We start from the raw sequence: 19,628 nt of genomic DNA, 5'->3' as shown, positions 1-19,628 counted from the left end.
TTTCGATTTTGCTAAAGTGTGAAAATTGCTGCTATTCGAGCATCTTTTTCAAATTCAGCGCGTTATGAATTGCAGCGACACCGAAAGTATTATTGAAAAAAAGGTAGGAAGTTCCGCTAGATTTTTTTACCTCGTTTGCCAATTTTTCAAGTTCTTCATCGGAATAGCTCGATTTAAAAATTTCCGGAACACCATGAAATCGGTAATACGCAAAATGCTCGTCATTAATGATGAAATCATCAGGAATGTTTTTCGGAATTGAGACGCCACAAAAAATTAGGCTGTTTTTGTGCAAAATTTCCTGAATTTCATTAGTCCACCAGGATTCATGACGAAATTCCACCACATTTAAATATTTTTTATCGACAGTTTTCAGCACTTTTTCAAGATTTTCCGGCGTATTTTTAAATGACGGCGGAAGCTGAAAAAGAAATCCCGCTAACTTATGCTGAAGCCCGGCAGCAATTTGATCACAAAATTCCACCGTTTGCGACAAAGTATTTTCAAGTTTGCCGACGTGCGTAATCGCTTTGGGCATTTTAATAAAGATTTTAAAATCATCGGTGGTGATTTCTCGCCACCTTTCCAAAGTTTTTGCCGTAGGTTTATGGTAAAATGTGGAATTGATTTCCACCGTTTTAAACGTGGTAGAATAAAACGCAAGGTAATCCCGGGACGCTAAATCTTCCGGGTAAAAAATGCCTTTCCAGTAACCCACGGAAAAGGAAGAGCAGCCGATGAGAACATCACTCTTCTTCATACTTAATCAAGCCGCTGGTAAAACCTTCCCACTGAATTTTACTTCCCAGCAGCATTCCGCCAAGGGCAACAATTTTATCCCGGATTTTTTCCAGAAGCGTGTGGTCATCGGTGTTCGGCGTTTCATTTCTGGCATGAACTTCGGCACAAATTTTTGTTCCCTCGCGTTTGATGATGAAGTTTGAAGTTGCGTCGGAATCCAGAAAATGTTTGGTGTCATTTTCCGGTTTTGTCGGATTTTGACTTGGGCGGACTTTAATAAAAACCGATTCTTTTTCCGGCGTTATTTCTTCCTGAACTTCCTCAATCTGCACCCAATCGTAACCATCATCAGAATTATGCAGAAGCGGAACTTTAATTTTAATAAAATGATTCACCTTCGGTTCTTCCAAAGTTAACTCGCCATTTTCATCGCGCAGTGAAAACTCTGCTTTTTCTTCGCCTGCAAAAAACTCCCACGAATTTACATCGAGGAAGCGTTTGCGTACGGTTTGAAAATGCTGCATTGCTGCCGCATCATCATCAAAAATAATTTCAGAATAAGCGTCGGTTTGTGCACCTTTATACTGGGGAGGGATTTTTGGGTCCATCGCTTTAAAATTTAAAAATTATTATTTAGAAAATTCTTCAACAATTCTTTTGTTAAAAGCCGGTAAATCTTCGGGTGAACGGCTTGTGGTTAAATTACCGTCAGTTACCACTTCTTCATCAACCCAATTTGCGCCAGCGTTTTTCAAATCGGCAGAAACTGAATGGTAAGAAGTCATTTTTTTACCGTTTACAACTTCAGCATTAATTAAGGTCTGCGGGCCGTGGCAAATTGCTGCAACAGGTTTTTCTGCAGCGAAGAAATCTTTAACAAATTGCACTGCTTTTTCATTTCCGCGCACAGTATCCGGATTGATAACGCCGCCCGGCAAGAGCAAAGCGTCGAATGAACTTGCGTTTGCTTCATCAACGGTTTTATCCACAGAAACAGAATCACTCCATTCGTGATCTTTCATGGATTTAATTTTTCCTGGCTTTAAGGATATAATTTCTACGGTCGCACCGGCGTCTTTCAAAGCTTTTACAGGGCTTTCCAGTTCAGATTGTTCGTAGCCGTCTGCCGCAAGAACCGCGACTTTTTTATTTGATAAATTTGACATTTTGATTTTAATTTAAAAATGATATTTTGAATTTGTGTTTTGTAAAAAAGGCCGTAATAGCAGAAAATAAAAGCGGCAAAAGCCGCTTGTTTTTTTATTTTGCTTTCAGATTAATTTCGGTTTTCGCCAGCTTCGTTAAATCTTTATCGCAGGTTTTTTCTTCGTTCAAGGTTTCTAAAAGCAATTTTAAAACCTCTTTTTCACCCAAAAGTTTCGCGTAAGTTGCTAGCGTTCCGTAAGAAGCAATCTCGTAATGTTCTACTTTTTGCGCTGCGGCAATGATTGCAGCATCGCGTACAGCGCCAGGCTCGGTTTCTTCCATGATGCCTTTTGCTTCTTTCAGTAAACCGTCCATGGCGTCGCATTTTACAGCTTCTGGTTTTAGTTTTAAAGCTTTGAAAGCGCCTTCCAATCTTTTCACCTGCATTTCAGTTTCGCTTAAATGTTCATTTACAGCGGCTTTTAAAAGTGGCGATGTGGAATTTTTGGCCATTTTAGGCAGGTTTTTAACAAGCGCTTTTTCAGCCCAGTACATATCTTTCATTCCGTCAACCATAAAATCTCTCAATTTTTCAGCCGCGTCTGCTTTCGGTGCAATTTTTCCTTTGGATGTCGTTTTCGTTGCCATAATAATATTTTATAATGTTAATGTGTTTTTAAAATTTTTAATGAAAAGTGCGCGGAAGGAAATCCGTGAACCTGTTTTTTAGAAGCATCTTGTATGCCAAAATATTGTTGATGAGCGATTAACGCAAAATTTAAAACTAAAAAATTACCTGCGTCAACGGCTAATTTTTTCAAAATAAAAAATCCGGTATTGTAAAATACCGGACTTAGTTTAATTAAGAAAAAGGCTGAAAAGCGGGAAATTATTTTCTGACGAAACTTTCTACATCGCTTGCTGTTACAGGACTTGAACCTAAGATAATTAAACGCTCGATCACGTTTCGGAGTTCACGGATATTTCCGGTCCAGTTGAAGTTTTTTAATGCGTCGATGGCATTGTCATCGAAAGTTTTTAGCGCAGTGCCGTGTTCATCGGAAATAATTTTAGCAAAATGTTTCACCAAAAGCGGAATATCATCTTTTCTTTCGTCAAGCGACGGAACATAAATTTCGATCACCGAAAGCCTGTGGTAAAGATCTTCCCGGAATTTTCCTTCAGAGATTTCCTTTTGCATATTCTTGTTGGTTGCCGCTAAAACGCGAACATCAACCTTAATTTCTTTGTCACTTCCGACAGGTGAAACTTTACTTTCCTGCAACGCACGCAAAACTTTCGCTTGTGCAATCAGCGACATATCACCAATTTCATCAAGGAAAATCGTTCCGTTATTTGCTAATTCAAATTTTCCCTGCTTGTCTTTTATAGCTCCAGTAAAGCTTCCTTTAACGTGCCCAAATAATTCTGATTCAATAAGTTCTGATGGAATTGCAGCACAGTTTACTTCAATCATCGGACCTTTGCTGCGGTCGCTTTGTGCGTGAATTGCGTGAGCTACCAATTCTTTCCCGGCGCCGTTCGGCCCGGTGATCAAAACGCGCGCGTCCGAAGCAGCTACTTTTTCAATCATGCTCTGAATTTTCTTCAAAGCAGGCGATTCACCAATCATCTGGTATTTTTTATTTACCTTCTTTTTCAGAGTTGAATTTTCGGTTTTTAAATGCTGATTGGTTTTCTGTAAATTTCTTTTATCTAATGCATTGCGAACGCTCGTTATCAAACGGTTGATATCGATAGGTTTCGAAATAAAATCGTAAGCGCCGTCTTTCAAACAATCCACAGCAGTATCAATATCAGCGTGCCCGGAAATCATCACAAAAGTGGTGTCGGGTTTTAGCTGAAGACTTTGTTTAAGTAGCTCGGTTCCGGAAACTTTAGGCATTTTTATATCGGAAACCACCAGCGCGAAATCCTCTTTTTCAATTTGTTTTAAACCTTCTAAACCGTCATCAGCAATCACGAACTCGTAATCGGGCAATTCTTCGGAAAGTATGCTTTGCAGCACGCCGGAAATAGCTTTTTCATCTTCAACAATTAAGATTTTCTGCATCAGTAAAATTTTATGGATTTTTTTTAAGTTATTATAGTAGCTGGGTTACAAGCAAAAATCGTACCCCGAAACAGCTAATTTTCTGGGTTTCGGCTGCCAAAAATTGCAGAACCGATGCGCACCGATGTTGCGCCACATTCAATCGCGAGTTTATAATCATTGCTCATTCCCATCGACAGTATAGAAAGTGGTTTTTGCGCGTACAGTTCATCGAAAAGTTTTTTCAACAGCGCAAACTCATTTCGAACCTGAGCTTCATTATCCGTAAAAGTTGCCATTCCCATGAGACCGTTTATTTCGATATTAGGATAATTTCCGTTCAGATATTCAGAGAAAATTTCTTTAGCTTCGAAAGGTTCAAGACCATATTTCGTGTCTTCCTCAGCAATTTTTACCTGCAATAAGACCTTTATTTTTCGGTTATACTTTTCAGCCTGTTTATCAATTTCTTTCAGAATTTTTCGCGAATCTACACTTTGAATGGTGTCGATAAATTCCGCAATATATTTTACCTTATTCGTCTGCAAATGCCCGATCAGATGCCAGTGAATATCTTTTGGTAACTCATTATATTTCTGTACAAGTTCCTGCACTTTATTTTCCCCGAAAACGCGGTGTCCTAAGTTATAAACGCGCTCAATCGTTACTGCATCATAGGTTTTGGAAACTGCGACCAGTTGTACCTTTTGTGGCAAATCTTTTACGATATTGGAATAATTAGTTTCGATACCGGCTGGTTGCTCCGTCATTTTGGTAAAATTACTTTAAAGAATGCGTTAAATAATTCTTCAAATTTACCCTTTTTCCCCCGGAATTGCAAAGCAACAGCTATATATGAGATTTAACAGTTTTTGCAATTTGGGTGATTTCACCTATTTCTATATAATTATTAATGATATATTTGTTTTAAAGAGGATTTCCTGTTAAAAAAATACATCCATGGATCGGATTAAAGTCGCTATTGTTGATGACCATCAGCTTGTTTCCAAAGCATTGGAAAACATGATTTCGCTTAGTCCGGATTTTAAAGTAGTGATGAACTGCTACAATGGTGAAGATTTCCTGAATAAGCTGAAAGACCAGAATGACATGCCCGAAGTCGTTTTAATGGACATTAATATGCCCAAAAAAAACGGCGTTGAAACCACGGCAGAAGTTACCGCAAATTATCCACAGGTTAAAGTCATCGCGCTGACGATGGAAGATAACGAAAGCACCATTATCAATATGCTGAAAGCAGGTGCCAAAGGTTATCTCCTGAAAGATATGTCGCCGGATATTCTTTTCAACGCTATTAACATTGTGCACGAAAAAGGTATTTTTTACACCGACATCGTTACACAGAGCCTGCTGAAAATTCGGACCGAAGAAAAAGTGATGCAGGAAATAAGCGAAACGCTTAAGGAACGCGAAATTGAATTTATAAAAAATGCATGTTCCGAGTTAACCTATAAGGAGATTGGTGAACAGATGTGCGTAAGCCCAAGAACAGTTGACGGCTACCGGGATTCCGTCTTTGCGAAATTAAATGTGAAGTCGCGCGTAGGAATTGTTTTATTTGCTATTAAACACAAGCTAAATTAAAAATGGGTGTTTTCACTCTTTTTTTGCCTTGTTTAATGCTGTACTATTGTCCTAATTATATGAACACAAATAATGAAAAATGAGTAGGAGCCGGTTTTTAGCCGGCTCTTATTTCTTTAAAACCTTTTGAAAAAAATTTTATAATTCTAAAAGTTTTTTTTGCAACAGCGCCATTCCTTCCGTTGCGGTCGTTTGGTAAAAATGAAAATTTCCACCCAAACTCCTCGGAATTTCCGGATCAATGACGTAAATTCCGCAGTCTGGTGAAACGTCATAAAGCAATCCCGCGGCCGGATAAACATTTAACGACGTGCCGATTACCAGAAAAATTTCCGCCTGCTGGACCAGTTTTTCTGCTTTTTCCATTTCGGGCACCATTTCACCAAACCACACGATATGCGGCCGTAATTGTTGTCCGTTTTCGCTTAAATCTCCGACATTCAAATCTTTTTCCCACGGAATTATTCCCGAATAGGAATTTACGGGCCGCGCTTTTTTCAGTTCACCGTGAAGGTGCAAAACATGAGTTGAACCCGCGCGTTCATGGAGATCATCAACATTTTGAGTGATGATATTTACCTCAAAATCCTTTTCTAATTCTGCTAAAATTTCATGTGCTCTGTTTGGCTTCACTTCCAAAAGTTGCCGGCGCCTCGCATTGTAAAAATCCAGGACCAATTGCGGATTTCGCGCGAAACCTTCGGGGCTCGCAACATCTTCCACGCGGTGTTCTTCCCATAAACCATTGGAATCGCGAAAAGTTTTAACGCCACTTTCTGCTGAAATCCCGGCACCCGATAAGACCACTAATTTTCTTTTCACCTTTTTCATTTAAAAATCGAAATTATAAAAAAATGCCTGTTTAACGGCAAAAAAATCTTTTTTAACTTTGTGGTACTTCTGCAAACCATGATTCAAAACAAAAAAAATTTAAAAATTCGACCCGCACTAACAAACGATATTCCGGAAATCTGGAAAATATTACAACAGGCTATTGCCCGGCGACGGGAAGATGGAAGCCCACAATGGCAGGACGGTTATCCCAACGAGGAAATCGTGCGCAAAGACGTTGCCGAAAACCATGGTTATGTTTTTATTTTAAATGAAAAAATTGCCGGTTATGCAGCCCTATTTTTCGATCTTGAACCAGAATACGAAGTACTCAAAACCTGGGAAAACACGCCGCCTTATGCCGTAATTCATCGTGTAGCAGTAGGTTCAGATTTTTTAAAAAAAGGCATTGCGACGGAAATTTTCCGGCTGATAGAAAAACTGGTTATTGAAAAAGGAATTGAAAGCATCCGCGTTGATACCATTTTCGATAACATAGGAATGCTTCGGGTTTTCGAAAAACTTAATTACAGGTATCGCGGTGAAGTTTATTTCCGCGGTTCGGCGAGAAAAGCTTTTGAAAAAAAACTGTAAAAAGCTAAATCTGAAAAATTTGCCAAAATAGCACTGAATTTTTCGGTAACGCAGCTCAAATCACTAAATTTGTAATTCAACAATAATTTATTTCCATGTCAAAAAAAGCAATTTTAGCAATTTTAGACGGTTGGGGTTTAGGCACCGATCCCAAAATTTCCGCCATCGCACAAGCAAACACACCATTTATCGATTCGTGCTACGAAAATTTTCCGCACACGACGCTTGAAGCCAGTGGTATTGCGGTGGGTCTGCCGTTCGGACAGATGGGAAATTCGGAAGTTGGTCACATGAATCTTGGCGCAGGACGCGTAGTTTACCAAAATCTTGTGAAGCTGAATATGGCGGTGGAAAACGCCACACTTGGAAAAGAAAATGTAATCACCCGCGCTTTTGAATACGCGGCTGAACACAAAAAGCAGGTACATTTTATCGGCCTTGTTTCTGATGGTGGCGTGCATTCGCACATCAATCATTTAAAAGGATTATTAACCGCAGCGCATGAATTTGGCTTGGATAACAATGTTTACGTACATGCTTTTACCGACGGCCGCGACTGCGATCCTCATTCGGGCAAAGGTTTTCTGGAAGATTTAATACATCACATGAACCTGACGACCGGTAAACTTGCGACCGTTATCGGCAGATATTACGCGATGGACCGTGATAAAAGATGGGAACGCGTAAAATTAGCCTACGACGCGATGGTGAAATGCATTGGCGAACCAAGTTTAGATGTGCTGCAAACCATAGAAACCTCTTACCAAAATGGAATCACCGATGAATTTTTGAAACCGATTATCGCTTTGCGCGACGGAAATTTGCCAATGACAAAAATAGGGCAGGACGACGTGGTTTTCTGCTTCAATTTCCGTACAGACCGCGGACGCGAAATTACGCAGGCGCTTTCCCAGGAGGAATTTTCAGAGTACGGAATGCACCCGCTGAATCTTTATTACGTAACAATGACGAATTATGATAAAGATTTTAAAAATGTAAAAGTAGTTTTCAACGAAGATGTTTTGCAGGAAACCATGGGCGAGGTTTTGGCAAAAAACGGCCGCACGCAAATACGTGTAGCTGAAACTGAAAAATATCCGCATGTAACCTTCTTTTTTTCCGGAGGACGCGAAGATGTTTTTGATGGTGAAAGACGTTTGCTTTGTCCAAGTCCGAAGGAAGTTCCGACTTACGATTTTAAACCTGAAATGTCTGCTTTTGACATCACCGAAAAAATATTGCCTGAAATTGAAAACGAAACTGCCGATTTTATTTGCTTAAATTTTGCAAATGCGGATATGGTCGGCCACACCGGCGTTTTTGATGCGGCAGTAAAAGCTGCTGAAACCGTTGACCAATGCATCCAAAAAGTAGCGACTGCAGCTTATGAACATGGTTACGCGGTTTTTATTCTGGCTGATCACGGGAACTCCGATGTAATGATGAATGATGACGGTTCACCAAACACGCAGCATTCGACGAATTTAGTTCCGCTAATTGTAATGGACAAAGACAAAACGTGGCAATTAAAACCCGGAAAATTAGGCGATATAGCACCGAGTATTTTAAAAGTAATGGGTGTACCAATTCCCGAGGTGATGACTGGCGATATTTTGGTGGAATAAACTAAATCTAAATTTTGGAGAGGTAATTGCTAGCAAAAAAGAATTATAATTGATTATTAATCAATTAATTCGGATAATTTTTAATTATTAAATGCGTTATGCAGTAAATAATAATTTTAATTTATATTTGTAAATTATAAAAAATAGGCAGAAAATGTACGATAAATTAGTGAGAATCGAGGTAATGAGAACTTTAGGGAAAGATGTGGACAATTTTATTTCCTCTTACCTGACTCCCGTAGAAAAAATTTGGCAACCTACCGATTTTCTGCCAGATCCAAGTGCAGACAGTTTTAAATATGATGTGGAAGAACTGCAAACCTACGCGCGGGAAATGGGTTACGATCTTTTCGTTACTTTAATTGGTGACTGTATTACCGAAGAAGCGCTGCCAAGCTACGAATCCTGGTTAATGGGTGTAGATGGCGTTGGTGTGGAGGAAAGAAGTGGCTGGGCGCAATGGGTGCGCAGCTGGACCGCAGAAGAAAACCGCCACGGCGACCTTTTAAACAAATATCTTTACCTCTGCGGCCGCGTAAATATGCGCGAGGTGGAAATCACCACCCAATATTTAATTCAGGATGGTTTTGACATTGGCACAACCATGGATCCTTACAGAAATTTTGTTTATACAAGCTTTCAGGAAACTGCTACAAATATTTCTCACCGTAGAGTAGGTTCCTTAGCAAAACAGTCCGGAAACACCAAACTTTCACGGATGTGTGGTGTAATCGCTGCTGACGAAGCTCGACACGCGAAAGCCTACAAACATTTTGTTACCAAAATTTTCGAACTCGATCCTTCCGAAATGATGCTGGCTTTTGAAGATATGATGCGCAAAAAAATTGTTATGCCTGCACATTTGATGCGCGAATCGGGCCAGACGGCAGGTGAGCTTTGGGATCATTTCTCAGATGCAGCACAGCGAGCAATGGTTTATACCGGTCAGGATTACATCAATATTTTAAGTGACCTTTTGGACGAATGGAAAATCGAGCACCTTTCAAACCTGACAGAAAAAGCCCAAAAAGCGCAGGAATATTTGGTGAAATTACCTTCAAGACTTCAAAGAATTACCGACAGAATTGCAACACCGGATTTAGAATATCAATTTAAGTGGGTTAAATCGTAAGATTTTTCGTTTTTACTAAATAATGCAGGAATTAAATCCTGCATTATTTTTTTACTTTTTCATAAAGAACCGAAATTTAGTACCTTTGCAATTCTGAAATTTAAATATAATGACCAACAGCAAGAAATTAGCGATTGATTTTGACGGAACCATTGTCGATGATGCATATCCCGGAATTGGAAAACCGAAAATATTTGCTTTTGAAACGCTGAAAAAATTGCAGTCGGACGGTCACCGCTTAATTTTGTGGACTTTTCGCCACGGAAAAACGCTCGATGAAGCGGTAGAATTTTGCAAAAAAAATGGTGTTGAATTTTATGCGGTAAATTCCAGCTTTGAAGGTGAAATTTTTGATAACAGTCAGGCTTCACGAAAAATTGATGCTGATTTGTTTATCGATGACCGAAATCTTGGTGGTTTTCCGGGTTGGGGCGAAATCTACAACATCATCACCGAAAGAATTGAATTTCGGGTAGAAGGCAGAGAAGTTTTGCCTTATTCTAAAATTAAAAAAGAAAAAAAGAAAGGATTATTCTGGTAAAAAATATCCTGCTTTTTTCACATATTTTTACGCTTTGATACAATTAAAAACCATAGAAGAACTCCGCTTGATGCGCGAAAGCGCGCAATTGGTTTCCAAAACTTTGGGTATGCTTGCAAAAGAAATCAAGCCCGGAGTTTCCACTTTACACCTCGATAATTTAGGAGGCGAATTTATCCGCGACCACGGCGGCGAACCGGCATTTTTAGGAATGTACGGTTTCCCGAAAAACCTTTGTATATCACCAAATGCCGAAGTTGTTCACGGCATACCAAACGAAAAACCGCTAGAAGAAGGCGATATTTTGTCGGTAGATTGTGGTGTTTATATGAATGGTTTTTACGGCGACCACGCTTATTCATTTGGAGTGGGAAATATTGCGCCGGAAACCGAAAAATTACTGAAAGTTACCAAAGAATCTCTGTACAAGGGAATCGAACAATGCGTTCGTGGTAAAAGAGTTGGAGACATTTCAAACGCCATTCAAACCTACTGTGAAGCTCACGGTTACGGTGTCGTGCGCGAACTGGTTGGTCACGGACTTGGTAGAAAAATGCACGAAGATCCGCAAGTGCCAAATTACGGACGAAAAGGCAGCGGTAAAGTTTTGAAAGACGGTATCGTACTCGCGATTGAACCGATGGTAAATTTAGGTACAGAAAAGGTGAAATTTCACAGCGACGGCTGGACGGTAACTTCAAAGGATAATTCACCATCAGCACATTTCGAACACGACGTTTGCATCATTGCCGGGAAACCCGTTTTACTTTCAACTTACCGATATATCTACGAAGCGCTGGGAATAGTAAGCGATGAGGAAAAACCATTTACAATGGATTTTTAATGAAAAAAATAGCAAAATTTCTACTCAACACAGTTCCAAGACCGCTTTTAATCAATTTGAGTATTTTGCTGCGCCCTTTCATTTATTTTATTTTTAAAGGTGACCGGTTTACGGACCCAATCGACGGTAAATCTTACCGGAAATTTTTGCCTTACGGTTACGGAAAGCAGCGTGAAAATGCGCTTTCACCCGGAACTTTAAGCCTGGAACGACACCGGCAAATGTGGCTTTACCTACAAAATGAAACCGAGTTTTTCACCAAAAATTACAAAGTTTTACACATTGCGCCGGAACAGGAATTTCTAAGAAGATTTAAAAAACTGAAAAATCTCGATTATATTTCCGCTGATTTATTCTCACCAATCGTAGATGTAAAAGCGGATATTTTAGATTTACCTTTTGAAGACGAGAGTTTTGATGTCATTTTTTGCAACCACGTTTTGGAACATATCGAAAAAGATGCGCAGGCGATGAGCGAACTTTTTCGGGTGATGAAAAAAGGCGGTTGGGGAATTTTTCAGGTTCCGTTAAAAAACTCTTTAGAAAAAACTTACGAAGATTTTTCGATTACCGACAAAGCTGAAAGACAGAAACATTTTGGCCAGTACGACCACGTACGCTGGTACGGAATGGACTATTTTCAGCGATTGGAAAACACCGGATTTTCTGTAGATGTAAATTACTATTCCAAAAAATTCAGCCCAAATGACCGGAAAAAATTCGGTCTTTTAGAAAACGAAATTCTTCCAATAGTTCGAAAAGGCTAGCTACTTTTCCAGATTTTTCAAGGCGTTCAGCATATCAATTCCTTTTCCGAGCGCCGGTTTAAATAAATCTCCGTTTTTCTTAATTCGATCCAAAGCATTATAAATATTGAAATCTGTCGGTTTTAAACCTGATTTTACTTCCTCCCAGTTTAGCGGCATGGAAACCGGCGCACCAGGTTTTGGCCGAACGCTGTACACACTTGCTAAAGTCTGGCCGCCACGATTTTGCAAATAATCCAGATAGATTTCGTTTTTTTCTCTTTTCTTTAAACTTCTTTCAAGTGTGGTAATTTCCGGAACCAGTTGCTGTACTTTCTGCATCAGCAGGTGCGCAAAGTTTTTTACCTGCTCATAGTCATATTTTCCGCCCATCGGAATAAAAATATGGATGCCGGAACTTCCGGAAGTTTTGCAGTAACCTTCAATTTTTACCTGATCCAGAACTTCTTTTGTTGCCAGCGCAACTTCTATAACATCTTCAAAAGTATTGCCTTCCGAAGGGTCCAAATCCAGCGCCAGCCAGTCTGGAAATTCCAAATTATCAATTTTGGAATTCCATGGATTTAAGTCAATACAGCCGAGATTATTCAAATACGCCATATCCGCCGCGGTATTGCAGACCAAATACTGAATGTCTTTTTCGTTTGATTCCGAAAAAATAGTCGCTTTTTCAATCCAGTCCGGCGCGCTGTCACCAGCATCCTTGTGGTAAAAACTTAAACCTCCGATACCGTTCGGAAAGCGGTTTAACGATTGTGGGCGGTTTTTTAAATGTGGTAAAATATATTTTGCAACAGATTGGTAGTATTCAACCAAATCTCCTTTGGTAATACCGCTTTCCGGAAAGTAAACTTTGTTTTGGTTTGTTAATTTTACCGTTTGTTTCCCTATTTTTTTCTCCTGTTCATTCTCGCGTGTTTTTTTCATAGTTTTTGTTTTTGAGGATGAAACTTTGGTTTCTGCATTTTCTACTTCTTCCTCTTTTTTCGGTGCTTTTTTGGCACTTTTTTCCGGTTTTAGATCTTCACCTAAAGACGTTTTTTTTATGTCTACCTTTTCTTTGTCTGTTCGGATTCCAAGGAAAACGGGATGACGGAAAATACCGTCGCCGGTTTTTTCGGTAAATTTTATTTCGCAGACAATTTCAGGTTTTACCCAGGTTGCTTTGGTGTTGGTTTTCGGAACATCTTTGAAAGGTGCTTCAGATGTAATTAAAGGTTCAAATAGTTCGTACAGTTCTTCAAGTTTTTTATTGCTGAAACCCGTGCCCGCATGGCCGCAATATTGCAGTTCACCATTTACATAAGTGCCCAGAATTATAGCGCCAAACTGTTTGCGGGAACCTTTCGGTTCGGTAAAACCACAAATCAGCACATCTTCGGTTTGCTGAAATTTAATTTTAAGCCAGTCTGCACTGCGCGCGCCTTCGGTATATATACTCGTAATTTTTTTAGCAATCATTCCTTCCAGATTCATCTTTTCAATTTGATTGAAGAAGTTTTTACCCTTTTCGGGAATGTGCTCACAATATTTTACGACATCATTTTCAACTAATGCGTCTTTCAGCAATTCTTTTCGTTCAATTAAGGTTAAATTTTCGGTAGATTTTCCGTTCAGCCAAAGTAAATCGAAAACCTGGTAAGTCATCGCCATATTAGGGTGATCACCAATTTGCTGTAAAGCTTGAAAATCCGGCTGACCTTTGGAATTAAAAGCCACAATCTCTCCATCCAAAACCATTGGAAATTTTTGATCTTCTAAAGCTTCGCTGATTTTGTAAAATTTCTCAGAAAATGAAAGTCCGTTTCTGGAATATAAAAATTTGGTGTTTTTTCGCAAGTCCGCAATAGCACGATAACCGTCCCATTTTATTTCGAAAACCCAGTCTTTGCTGTCGAAAGCTTCTTCCCCAACCTTTGCCAACATTGGTTTCATGAAATCTTTCAGCTTTTTTTCACCGGTAAGTGCAGATGTGTAATTTTGGAAAGATTTTGTGAAATTTTCAGTGGTTTTTACCGTTTTTTTTTTCGAAGGCCGGTTTTCCTCCCGCTCAGTAACTTTGGATTTTTTCGGAACGTGATCTTCAGAATCATACTCATCTAAAGCAAATTTATCTTTATGCTTAATCAGCAACCACGCATTATCATCTTTTGGATTTTTAATTTTTACAAGGGCAAATTCACCTTTTAATTTTTTACCATGAAGAATAAATTTCAACGATCCTTTATGCAGCTCGCTGCGCATAACCAAATCATCAGCTTTTCCTTCCGCTTTTTCTAAAGGTTCATAAGTGCCGGAATCCCAAACTTCAACCTCGCCGCCACCATAATTTCCTTCGGGAATACTGCCTTCAAAATCGCGGTAAGAGTAGGGGTGATCTTCGGTCATCATCGCCAGGCGCTTATCTTTTGGGTTTAATGAAGGACCTTTCGGCACCGCCCAACTTTTCAGCACGCCGTCCATTTCAAGCCTGAAATCGTAATGCAAGCGCGTTGCAGAATGCCGCTGAATCACAAAAATAAGTTCGCCTTCACTTTTTTTCGTTTTCCCTTCCGGTTCCGATGTTTCCTCGAAATTCCGTTTTTTATTGTATTCTTCCAGTGGCATATCAGGAGACTTTTTTGGTTTTTTTAGAACTTTCCAAACTTGCTTTAAGCTGCGCCATCAAATCCACCACTTTTCCGGTTTCTTCCGGCTCTTCGGTGGTTTTTTTCACTTTTTTACCCTTGGCCTTGCTTTCGATAATTTTCAGCAAATCATCGTTGTAGGTATCTTTGTATGCGGCGGGATTGAATTTTTCTGATGTTTGGTCGATTAACGAAATCGCCATTTTCAGCTCACCGGCTTTTGGATCTTTTGCCGCGGGCAATTTTAAATCTTTGTAATCACGTATTTCCTGCGCGAAACGCAAACGGTTTACAATTAAAATTTCGTCATTATACGGGCGAATCATGCCGAAAATTTCTTTATCCCGCATAATAAAGGTTCCGATACCGGCTTTTTTAGTTTCGCTTAAAGCCTTGAGCAATAAGTTATAGGCGTTTTCAGCATTTTTTTGGGGCTCCAAAAAATAGGGAACTTCAAAATAAACCGAATCGATTTCCTCTTCCTGAACAAACTGTTCAATGGAAAAAACCTTGGTTTTTTCTGGTGCGACGGCGGCGTAATCTTCAGGTTCCAGAATCACATAATTGCCGTCGATCATATAGCCTTTCACAATATCCGCATACTTAACTTCCTTGCCGGATTTCTCGTTCACCCTTTTAAATTTGATATTTGCGTGGTCGCTTTTATCCAACATATCCAAATCTAAGTTGGAATCCTGCACTGCAGAATACATTTTTACGGGAATGTTTACGAGACCAAAACCGATTGCGCCGTTCCAAATCGCCTTCATAATTACATTTTTAATGATTTGCCGTAATGAAATAATTATGCCTTTCTGCTTGCCGCTCATACGCTTACGATTTTTCAAAACGGAAAAATTTATCGTTTTAAGCCGGTATTTTTTAAAGCTTGGATCGAAGCTGGACCGGCTAAAATTCCTTAACTTTGTTCACTTTAAAAAACTGAAAATTTTGAGCGCACATAAAGCAGGATTTGTAAATATAGTCGGGAAACCAAACGCAGGAAAATCTACACTTCTCAATCATTTAATGGGCGAGAAACTCGCGATTGTCACCCAAAAAGCACAAACCACCAGACACCGTATTTTCGGGATTTATAATGAAGATGATCTGCAGATTGTTTTTTCGGATACTCCTGGTGTTTTAGATCCAAAATACGGACTACAGGAAAAAATGATGGATTTTGTAAAGGATTCTTTACAGGACGCGGATGTTTTTTTGTTCATTGTTGATATTACCGACCGCACGCCGCCAAGCGAGTTTTTAATTGAAAAACTCAATAAAATTCCGGTGCCGGTTTTAATTTTAGTCAATAAAATTGATGCATCTAACCAAACCGATTTGGAAAAAGTGATGGAGGAGTGGCATGAACGCATTCCGAAAGCTGAAATTTTACCAATTTCCGCAATTACTGGTTTTAATACCGAAGTTATTTTACCAAAATTAAAATCGTTGTTGCCGGAAAATCCGCCTTATTACGATAAAACGCAATACACCGACAAGCCTGAACGCTTTTTTGTGAACGAAGCAATACGCGAAAAAATATTATTGAATTATGAAAAAGAAATCCCGTACTCCGTAGAAGTCGTAACAGAAATGTTCAAGGAAAAAGAGGGAATTATCTTCATTGATGCGGTAATTTTTGTGGAAAGAGACACACAGAAGGGAATTATTATCGGTCACAAAGGTGATGCAATAAAAAAAGTGGGTACAGAAGCACGACTCGACCTTGAAAAATTCTTTGATAAAAAAATTCACCTGAACCTTTTTGTAAAGGTGAAAAAAGACTGGCGCAAAAACGACCGTGACTTAAAGAATTTTGGCTATAGATAGCAGTTGTAGGAAATATTTCTTACTTTAGTCTCTTTTTAAAATTTTTATCACTAAAAATACTTCAATGAGTTACTTTACTTCTGTTAAGGACAATCCGGAAATTAATAATATCATCATGCTATTTGCCCGTATTTTTGCTGGCGTTTCCATGATCATGCTTCACGGTTTACCGAAACTGATGTTGCTTTTAGGTGATAAAGAAATTCAGTTTTTTAATTTTCTTGGAATCGGGATGAAGGCGACTTTGATTTTGGCGATAATTATCGAGCTTATTTGCTCTTTTTTACTGATTATTGGTCTTTTTACACGCGGTGCGGCGTTGGTTTTAGCTGCCATCATGTTTATCGCAGCTTTCGTGGTTCACTTTTCGGATCCGTTCAGCGTACGCGAAACCAGTTTACTTTATTTAACCATTTTTGCGCTCATTTTTACATTTGGTCCAAGATATTTTTCGGTGGACCGAATGATTTCAAGCCGCAGAGATTCTTCCTGGTAAAAGGCTATTTTTTTTGCTTTTAGATATTTAAACCAACTTTTATTGTTGGTTTTTTTATGCTGTTTTATATGTTGTAAATAAGACTAATTTTTAATAGTTTTGATAAAAAAGTATTCATGAGAAAAACCTTAATCACGGTAGCGCTCCTTTTCATAGGTTTTGCGAGCGCCCAGGAAAACATTTCATACCAGAAACCTTCGGCAGAAATTCTTAAACTTGCAGATTACGAGCGTGCACCATCTGTAATGATGGACAGCAAGCGCGACTATATGATTTTTTCCTACCGTCCAACCTATAAATCTTTAGACGATTTAAACCAGGATGAAATGAAACTTGCGGGTTTGCGCGTGAATCCTGTTACCAATATTTCAAGTTCTATAACTTATGTAAACAATCTGAAAACCAAAAGGTTAAAAGATAAAACCGAAACTCAGGTTAAAGGTTTACCTGCAAACGCTAAAATTGCATACATGAATTTTTCTCCGGACGAGAAAAAAGTGGCGTTTACAAATACCAGCGCAACTGCGGTAGAACTGTGGATTTTAGATTTAGCTACAAACACCGCGAAAAAAATTTCTACGCAGCCGCTAAACGCGAATTTAGGAATGCCGTTCACTTGGATGGCAGATTCTCAGCATCTGATTGTAAAACAAATTCCTGCCAACAGACCGGAATTAATTGATGATAAAAAAAACTTGCCGACCGGACCAACAGTTTCAAACTCCGACGGTAAAGTTTCCCAAAACAGAACGTACCAGGATTTGCTGAAAAATCCGCAGGACGAAGCAAACTTTGAGACTTTAGCAAAAGCTGAACTGGTGAAAATCGGTATTGATGGAACCCAGGAAAAATTTAAGCCTGCGGAAATTTATTCCTCGATGAGTTTTTCACCGGATGGTAATTATCTGATGCTGACGACGATTCAAAAACCGTATTCCTACATCGTGCCGCTCAACCGTTTCCCGATGACTTCTACCATTTACGATAAGGACGGAAAATTGGTAAAAACCGTCAACGAAACGCCTTTAAATGAAATTATGCCGAAAGGTTTTTCCTCGGTAAGAAAAGGTAAAAGAAATATGTCGTGGCGAGATGACCAACCGGCAACATTGGTTTACGCTGAAGCTTTAGACGGCGGTGATCAGTCGAAAGATGTTGAATTCCGTGATGAAATTTTCCTTTGGGAAGCGCCATTTACCGCGGCACCAAAATCTTTCTTTAAAACCAAGCAGCGTTTTAACGGTATTGAGTGGTCGAACGGGAATTATGCCGTTGTTTCCGATGATTGGTACGATACCAGAAACACAAAAACCTATTTGATTAACCTCACAGACGGAAGTTCAGCAAAAATTGATGACCGAAATTATCAGGACGTTTACAGCGATCCGGGAAATTTTGCGGATACTAAAAACAAATTTGGCCGAAATGTAATTGATGTTCAAAACAATACCGTAAAATTGGTGGGCGCAGGTTTCACCAAAAATGGACAATTCCCGTTCATCGATGAACTCGATTTAAAAACCTTCGGAAAGAAAAGAATTTATACTTCAAAACTTAAAAATTCTAAAGAAAGTATTGTTGATATTTTAGATAAAAATAATGTTTTGGTTGTGGAGCAGTCCGCGACTTTATATCCGAATTATTTCATCCGAAATTTAAAAAACGGAAAAGCTGTTCCCGTAACCAACTTCGACAATCCGTTTGAAAGCATTAAAAACGTGTACAAAGAGGTAATTACCTACAAACGGAATGATGGAGTAGTGCTCAGCGGAACGCTTTATTTACCGGCAAACTACGACAGAAAAAACCACAAAGAAAAATTGCCGCTTTTGATTTGGGCATATCCGACGGAGTATAAAGACAAAAATACCGCTGGACAAAGCACGCAAAATCCAAACGATTTTACGTTCCCAAGCTATGGATCGTTTATTTATTGGGTAACCAAAGGTTACGCGGTGCTGGACGATGCTTCGTTCCCCATAATTGGTGAAGGAAATACCGAACCGAATGACACTTTTATTACACAATTGGTGGCGAATGGTAGAGCTGCAATTGATGCAGTGGATAAATTAGGTTATATCGACCGTACTAAAGTTGCTGTTGGCGGACATTCCTACGGCGCATTTATGACGGCCAACTTGCTTACACATTCAAAAGATTACGCCTGTGGCATTGCGCGAAGTGGCGCGTATAACAGAACGTTGACGCCTTTTGGTTTCCAGAGTGAGCAGAGAAATTACTGGGACGTTCCGGAAATTTACAACACAATGTCGCCATTTATGCAAGCAGACAAAATGAAAACTCCGTTGTTGCTGATTCACGGTGAAGCGGATAACAATCCGGGAACATTTACCTTGCAAACTGAAAGATATTTTCAGGCGCTGAAAAATCTTGGTGCACCTGTTAGAATGGTTCTTTTACCAAAAGAATCTCACGGCTACGCTGCTAAGGAAAATGTTTTGCACACTTTGTGGGAACAGGATCAGTTTTTAGAAAAATGCTTAAAATAACAGCTAAAAAAGCCTTCCGGACTGGAAGGCTTTTTTAATTCTCTAGCTTGATTAATTTAAATGAAGCAAGGAATGGAAATTATGTACTAAAAAACTATATTTAAAAATCAGAAACAAATTCAATTTAACATAATATAAATTATAGGCGTTTTTAGAATATAATTTATTGCCGCTTATTTCAGCATATTTTTTTGATTTACCATTATACTGCTAAAGCTTGCAGCGAAAAATTCCCACCTCTTTGAGCAAATTTTTCAATTTTAAATTTACCACAAAGAATTAA

The 19,628-nt window shown here is 39.1% G+C and carries 19 protein-coding genes; 10 read left to right on the top strand and 9 right to left on the bottom strand.

Going from position 1 to position 19,628, the window contains the following annotated elements; all coding sequences use genetic code 11:
- Positions 1-31: 31 nt before the first annotated feature.
- The 6 genes from BMZ55_RS02375 to BMZ55_RS02350 form a co-directional block, all read right to left on the bottom strand.
- Positions 32-760, bottom strand: coding sequence for a DUF72 domain-containing protein (locus tag BMZ55_RS02375; protein ID WP_089818311.1), 729 nt, complete (start codon positions 758-760; stop codon positions 32-34).
- Complete coding sequence (locus BMZ55_RS02370) at positions 747-1,349, bottom strand: hypothetical protein (RefSeq protein ID WP_089818309.1); 603 nt, start codon at positions 1,347-1,349, stop codon at positions 747-749. The genes BMZ55_RS02375 and BMZ55_RS02370 overlap by 14 nt, the downstream gene beginning before the upstream one ends.
- A gap of 21 nt (positions 1,350-1,370) precedes the next feature.
- Entirely contained in the window at positions 1,371-1,907 is a 537-nt protein-coding gene (locus BMZ55_RS02365) for a type 1 glutamine amidotransferase domain-containing protein (protein ID WP_089818307.1), read from the bottom strand.
- A gap of 94 nt (positions 1,908-2,001) precedes the next feature.
- Positions 2,002-2,535: a YciE/YciF ferroxidase family protein gene (locus tag BMZ55_RS02360; protein ID WP_039344581.1), complete on the bottom strand. Its 534-nt coding sequence runs from the start codon at positions 2,533-2,535 to the stop codon at positions 2,002-2,004.
- Between the two features lie 241 nt (positions 2,536-2,776).
- Complete coding sequence (locus BMZ55_RS02355) at positions 2,777-3,961, bottom strand: sigma-54-dependent transcriptional regulator (RefSeq protein WP_039344584.1); 1,185 nt, start codon at positions 3,959-3,961, stop codon at positions 2,777-2,779.
- 74 nt (positions 3,962-4,035) lie between these two features.
- Entirely contained in the window at positions 4,036-4,710 is a 675-nt protein-coding gene (locus BMZ55_RS02350; RefSeq protein WP_089818305.1) for a YggS family pyridoxal phosphate-dependent enzyme, read from the bottom strand.
- 190 nt (positions 4,711-4,900) lie between these two features.
- Here BMZ55_RS02350 and BMZ55_RS02345 point away from each other — a divergent pair, with 190 nt between their 5' ends.
- Positions 4,901-5,545, top strand: a complete 645-nt coding sequence (locus BMZ55_RS02345) for a response regulator transcription factor (RefSeq protein ID WP_089818302.1) — start codon at positions 4,901-4,903, stop codon at positions 5,543-5,545.
- Positions 5,546-5,683: 138 nt separating this feature from the next.
- Here BMZ55_RS02345 and BMZ55_RS02340 read toward each other — a convergent pair whose 3' ends face one another.
- Positions 5,684-6,367, bottom strand: coding sequence for an NAD-dependent deacylase (locus tag BMZ55_RS02340; RefSeq protein ID WP_177179772.1), 684 nt, complete (start codon positions 6,365-6,367; stop codon positions 5,684-5,686).
- 87 nt (positions 6,368-6,454) lie between these two features.
- Between BMZ55_RS02340 and BMZ55_RS02335 the strand changes: the two genes are divergently transcribed.
- From BMZ55_RS02335 to BMZ55_RS02310, 6 genes are all read left to right on the top strand, one after another.
- Positions 6,455-6,970, top strand: coding sequence for a GNAT family N-acetyltransferase (locus BMZ55_RS02335; protein ID WP_089818298.1), 516 nt, complete (start codon positions 6,455-6,457; stop codon positions 6,968-6,970).
- A gap of 95 nt (positions 6,971-7,065) precedes the next feature.
- Positions 7,066-8,595, top strand: a complete 1,530-nt coding sequence (gene gpmI, locus BMZ55_RS02330; RefSeq protein WP_089818296.1) for a 2,3-bisphosphoglycerate-independent phosphoglycerate mutase — start codon at positions 7,066-7,068, stop codon at positions 8,593-8,595.
- Between the two features lie 154 nt (positions 8,596-8,749).
- Entirely contained in the window at positions 8,750-9,727 is a 978-nt protein-coding gene (locus BMZ55_RS02325; RefSeq protein ID WP_089818294.1) for an acyl-ACP desaturase, read from the top strand.
- 109 nt (positions 9,728-9,836) lie between these two features.
- The gene (locus BMZ55_RS02320) at positions 9,837-10,268 is read left to right on the top strand and encodes a BT0820 family HAD-type phosphatase (protein WP_089818292.1); all 432 of its coding nucleotides are present in this window, start codon (positions 9,837-9,839) and stop codon (positions 10,266-10,268) included.
- A 34-nt stretch (positions 10,269-10,302) separates the two neighbouring features.
- Positions 10,303-11,112: a type I methionyl aminopeptidase gene (gene map, locus BMZ55_RS02315; RefSeq protein ID WP_089818291.1), complete on the top strand. Its 810-nt coding sequence runs from the start codon at positions 10,303-10,305 to the stop codon at positions 11,110-11,112.
- Positions 11,112-11,879, top strand: coding sequence for a class I SAM-dependent methyltransferase (locus tag BMZ55_RS02310; protein WP_089818289.1), 768 nt, complete (start codon positions 11,112-11,114; stop codon positions 11,877-11,879). Before map ends, BMZ55_RS02310 begins: the two co-directional genes overlap by 1 nt.
- Here BMZ55_RS02310 and ligD read toward each other — a convergent pair whose 3' ends face one another.
- On the bottom strand, positions 11,880-14,486 hold the full coding sequence (gene ligD / locus BMZ55_RS02305) for a DNA ligase D (protein WP_089818287.1): 2,607 nt from the start codon (positions 14,484-14,486) through the stop codon (positions 11,880-11,882). It lies immediately after the preceding gene.
- Position 14,487: 1 nt separating this feature from the next.
- On the bottom strand, positions 14,488-15,336 hold the full coding sequence (gene ku / locus BMZ55_RS02300) for a non-homologous end joining protein Ku (RefSeq protein ID WP_317041313.1): 849 nt from the start codon (positions 15,334-15,336) through the stop codon (positions 14,488-14,490).
- A gap of 121 nt (positions 15,337-15,457) precedes the next feature.
- Here ku and era point away from each other — a divergent pair, with 121 nt between their 5' ends.
- From era to BMZ55_RS02285, 3 genes are all read left to right on the top strand, one after another.
- On the top strand, positions 15,458-16,339 hold the full coding sequence (gene era / locus BMZ55_RS02295; protein ID WP_233701870.1) for a GTPase Era: 882 nt from the start codon (positions 15,458-15,460) through the stop codon (positions 16,337-16,339).
- A gap of 64 nt (positions 16,340-16,403) precedes the next feature.
- On the top strand, positions 16,404-16,835 hold the full coding sequence (locus BMZ55_RS02290) for a DoxX family protein (RefSeq protein WP_039344615.1): 432 nt from the start codon (positions 16,404-16,406) through the stop codon (positions 16,833-16,835).
- Positions 16,836-16,951: 116 nt separating this feature from the next.
- On the top strand, positions 16,952-19,345 hold the full coding sequence (locus BMZ55_RS02285; protein WP_089818283.1) for a S9 family peptidase: 2,394 nt from the start codon (positions 16,952-16,954) through the stop codon (positions 19,343-19,345).
- The last annotated feature ends 283 nt before the right edge of the window (positions 19,346-19,628 follow it).

The organism is Kaistella treverensis, assembly GCF_900114045.1.
GTDB lineage: Bacteria > Bacteroidota > Bacteroidia > Flavobacteriales > Weeksellaceae > Kaistella > Kaistella treverensis.
This window is presented reverse-complemented; position numbering and strand designations above follow the sequence as displayed.

Coding starts and splice junctions, on each gene's coding strand:
- BMZ55_RS02360 (WP_039344581.1), bottom strand. CDS start 2,535: ATGGCAACGAAAACGACATCCAAAGGAAAAATTGCACCGAAAGCAGAC.
- BMZ55_RS02290 (WP_039344615.1), top strand. CDS start 16,404: ATGAGTTACTTTACTTCTGTTAAGGACAATCCGGAAATTAATAATATC.
- ligD (WP_089818287.1), bottom strand. CDS start 14,486: ATGCCACTGGAAGAATACAATAAAAAACGGAATTTCGAGGAAACATCG.
- BMZ55_RS02355 (WP_039344584.1), bottom strand. CDS start 3,961: ATGCAGAAAATCTTAATTGTTGAAGATGAAAAAGCTATTTCCGGCGTG.
- BMZ55_RS02350 (WP_089818305.1), bottom strand. CDS start 4,710: ATGACGGAGCAACCAGCCGGTATCGAAACTAATTATTCCAATATCGTA.
- BMZ55_RS02370 (WP_089818309.1), bottom strand. CDS start 1,349: ATGGACCCAAAAATCCCTCCCCAGTATAAAGGTGCACAAACCGACGCT.
- BMZ55_RS02285 (WP_089818283.1), top strand. CDS start 16,952: ATGAGAAAAACCTTAATCACGGTAGCGCTCCTTTTCATAGGTTTTGCG.
- BMZ55_RS02320 (WP_089818292.1), top strand. CDS start 9,837: ATGACCAACAGCAAGAAATTAGCGATTGATTTTGACGGAACCATTGTC.
- BMZ55_RS02310 (WP_089818289.1), top strand. CDS start 11,112: ATGAAAAAAATAGCAAAATTTCTACTCAACACAGTTCCAAGACCGCTT.
- ku (WP_317041313.1), bottom strand. CDS start 15,336: ATGAGCGGCAAGCAGAAAGGCATAATTATTTCATTACGGCAAATCATT.
- gpmI (WP_089818296.1), top strand. CDS start 7,066: ATGTCAAAAAAAGCAATTTTAGCAATTTTAGACGGTTGGGGTTTAGGC.
- BMZ55_RS02375 (WP_089818311.1), bottom strand. CDS start 760: ATGAAGAAGAGTGATGTTCTCATCGGCTGCTCTTCCTTTTCCGTGGGT.
- BMZ55_RS02325 (WP_089818294.1), top strand. CDS start 8,750: ATGTACGATAAATTAGTGAGAATCGAGGTAATGAGAACTTTAGGGAAA.
- BMZ55_RS02335 (WP_089818298.1), top strand. CDS start 6,455: ATGATTCAAAACAAAAAAAATTTAAAAATTCGACCCGCACTAACAAAC.
- BMZ55_RS02345 (WP_089818302.1), top strand. CDS start 4,901: ATGGATCGGATTAAAGTCGCTATTGTTGATGACCATCAGCTTGTTTCC.
- BMZ55_RS02365 (WP_089818307.1), bottom strand. CDS start 1,907: ATGTCAAATTTATCAAATAAAAAAGTCGCGGTTCTTGCGGCAGACGGC.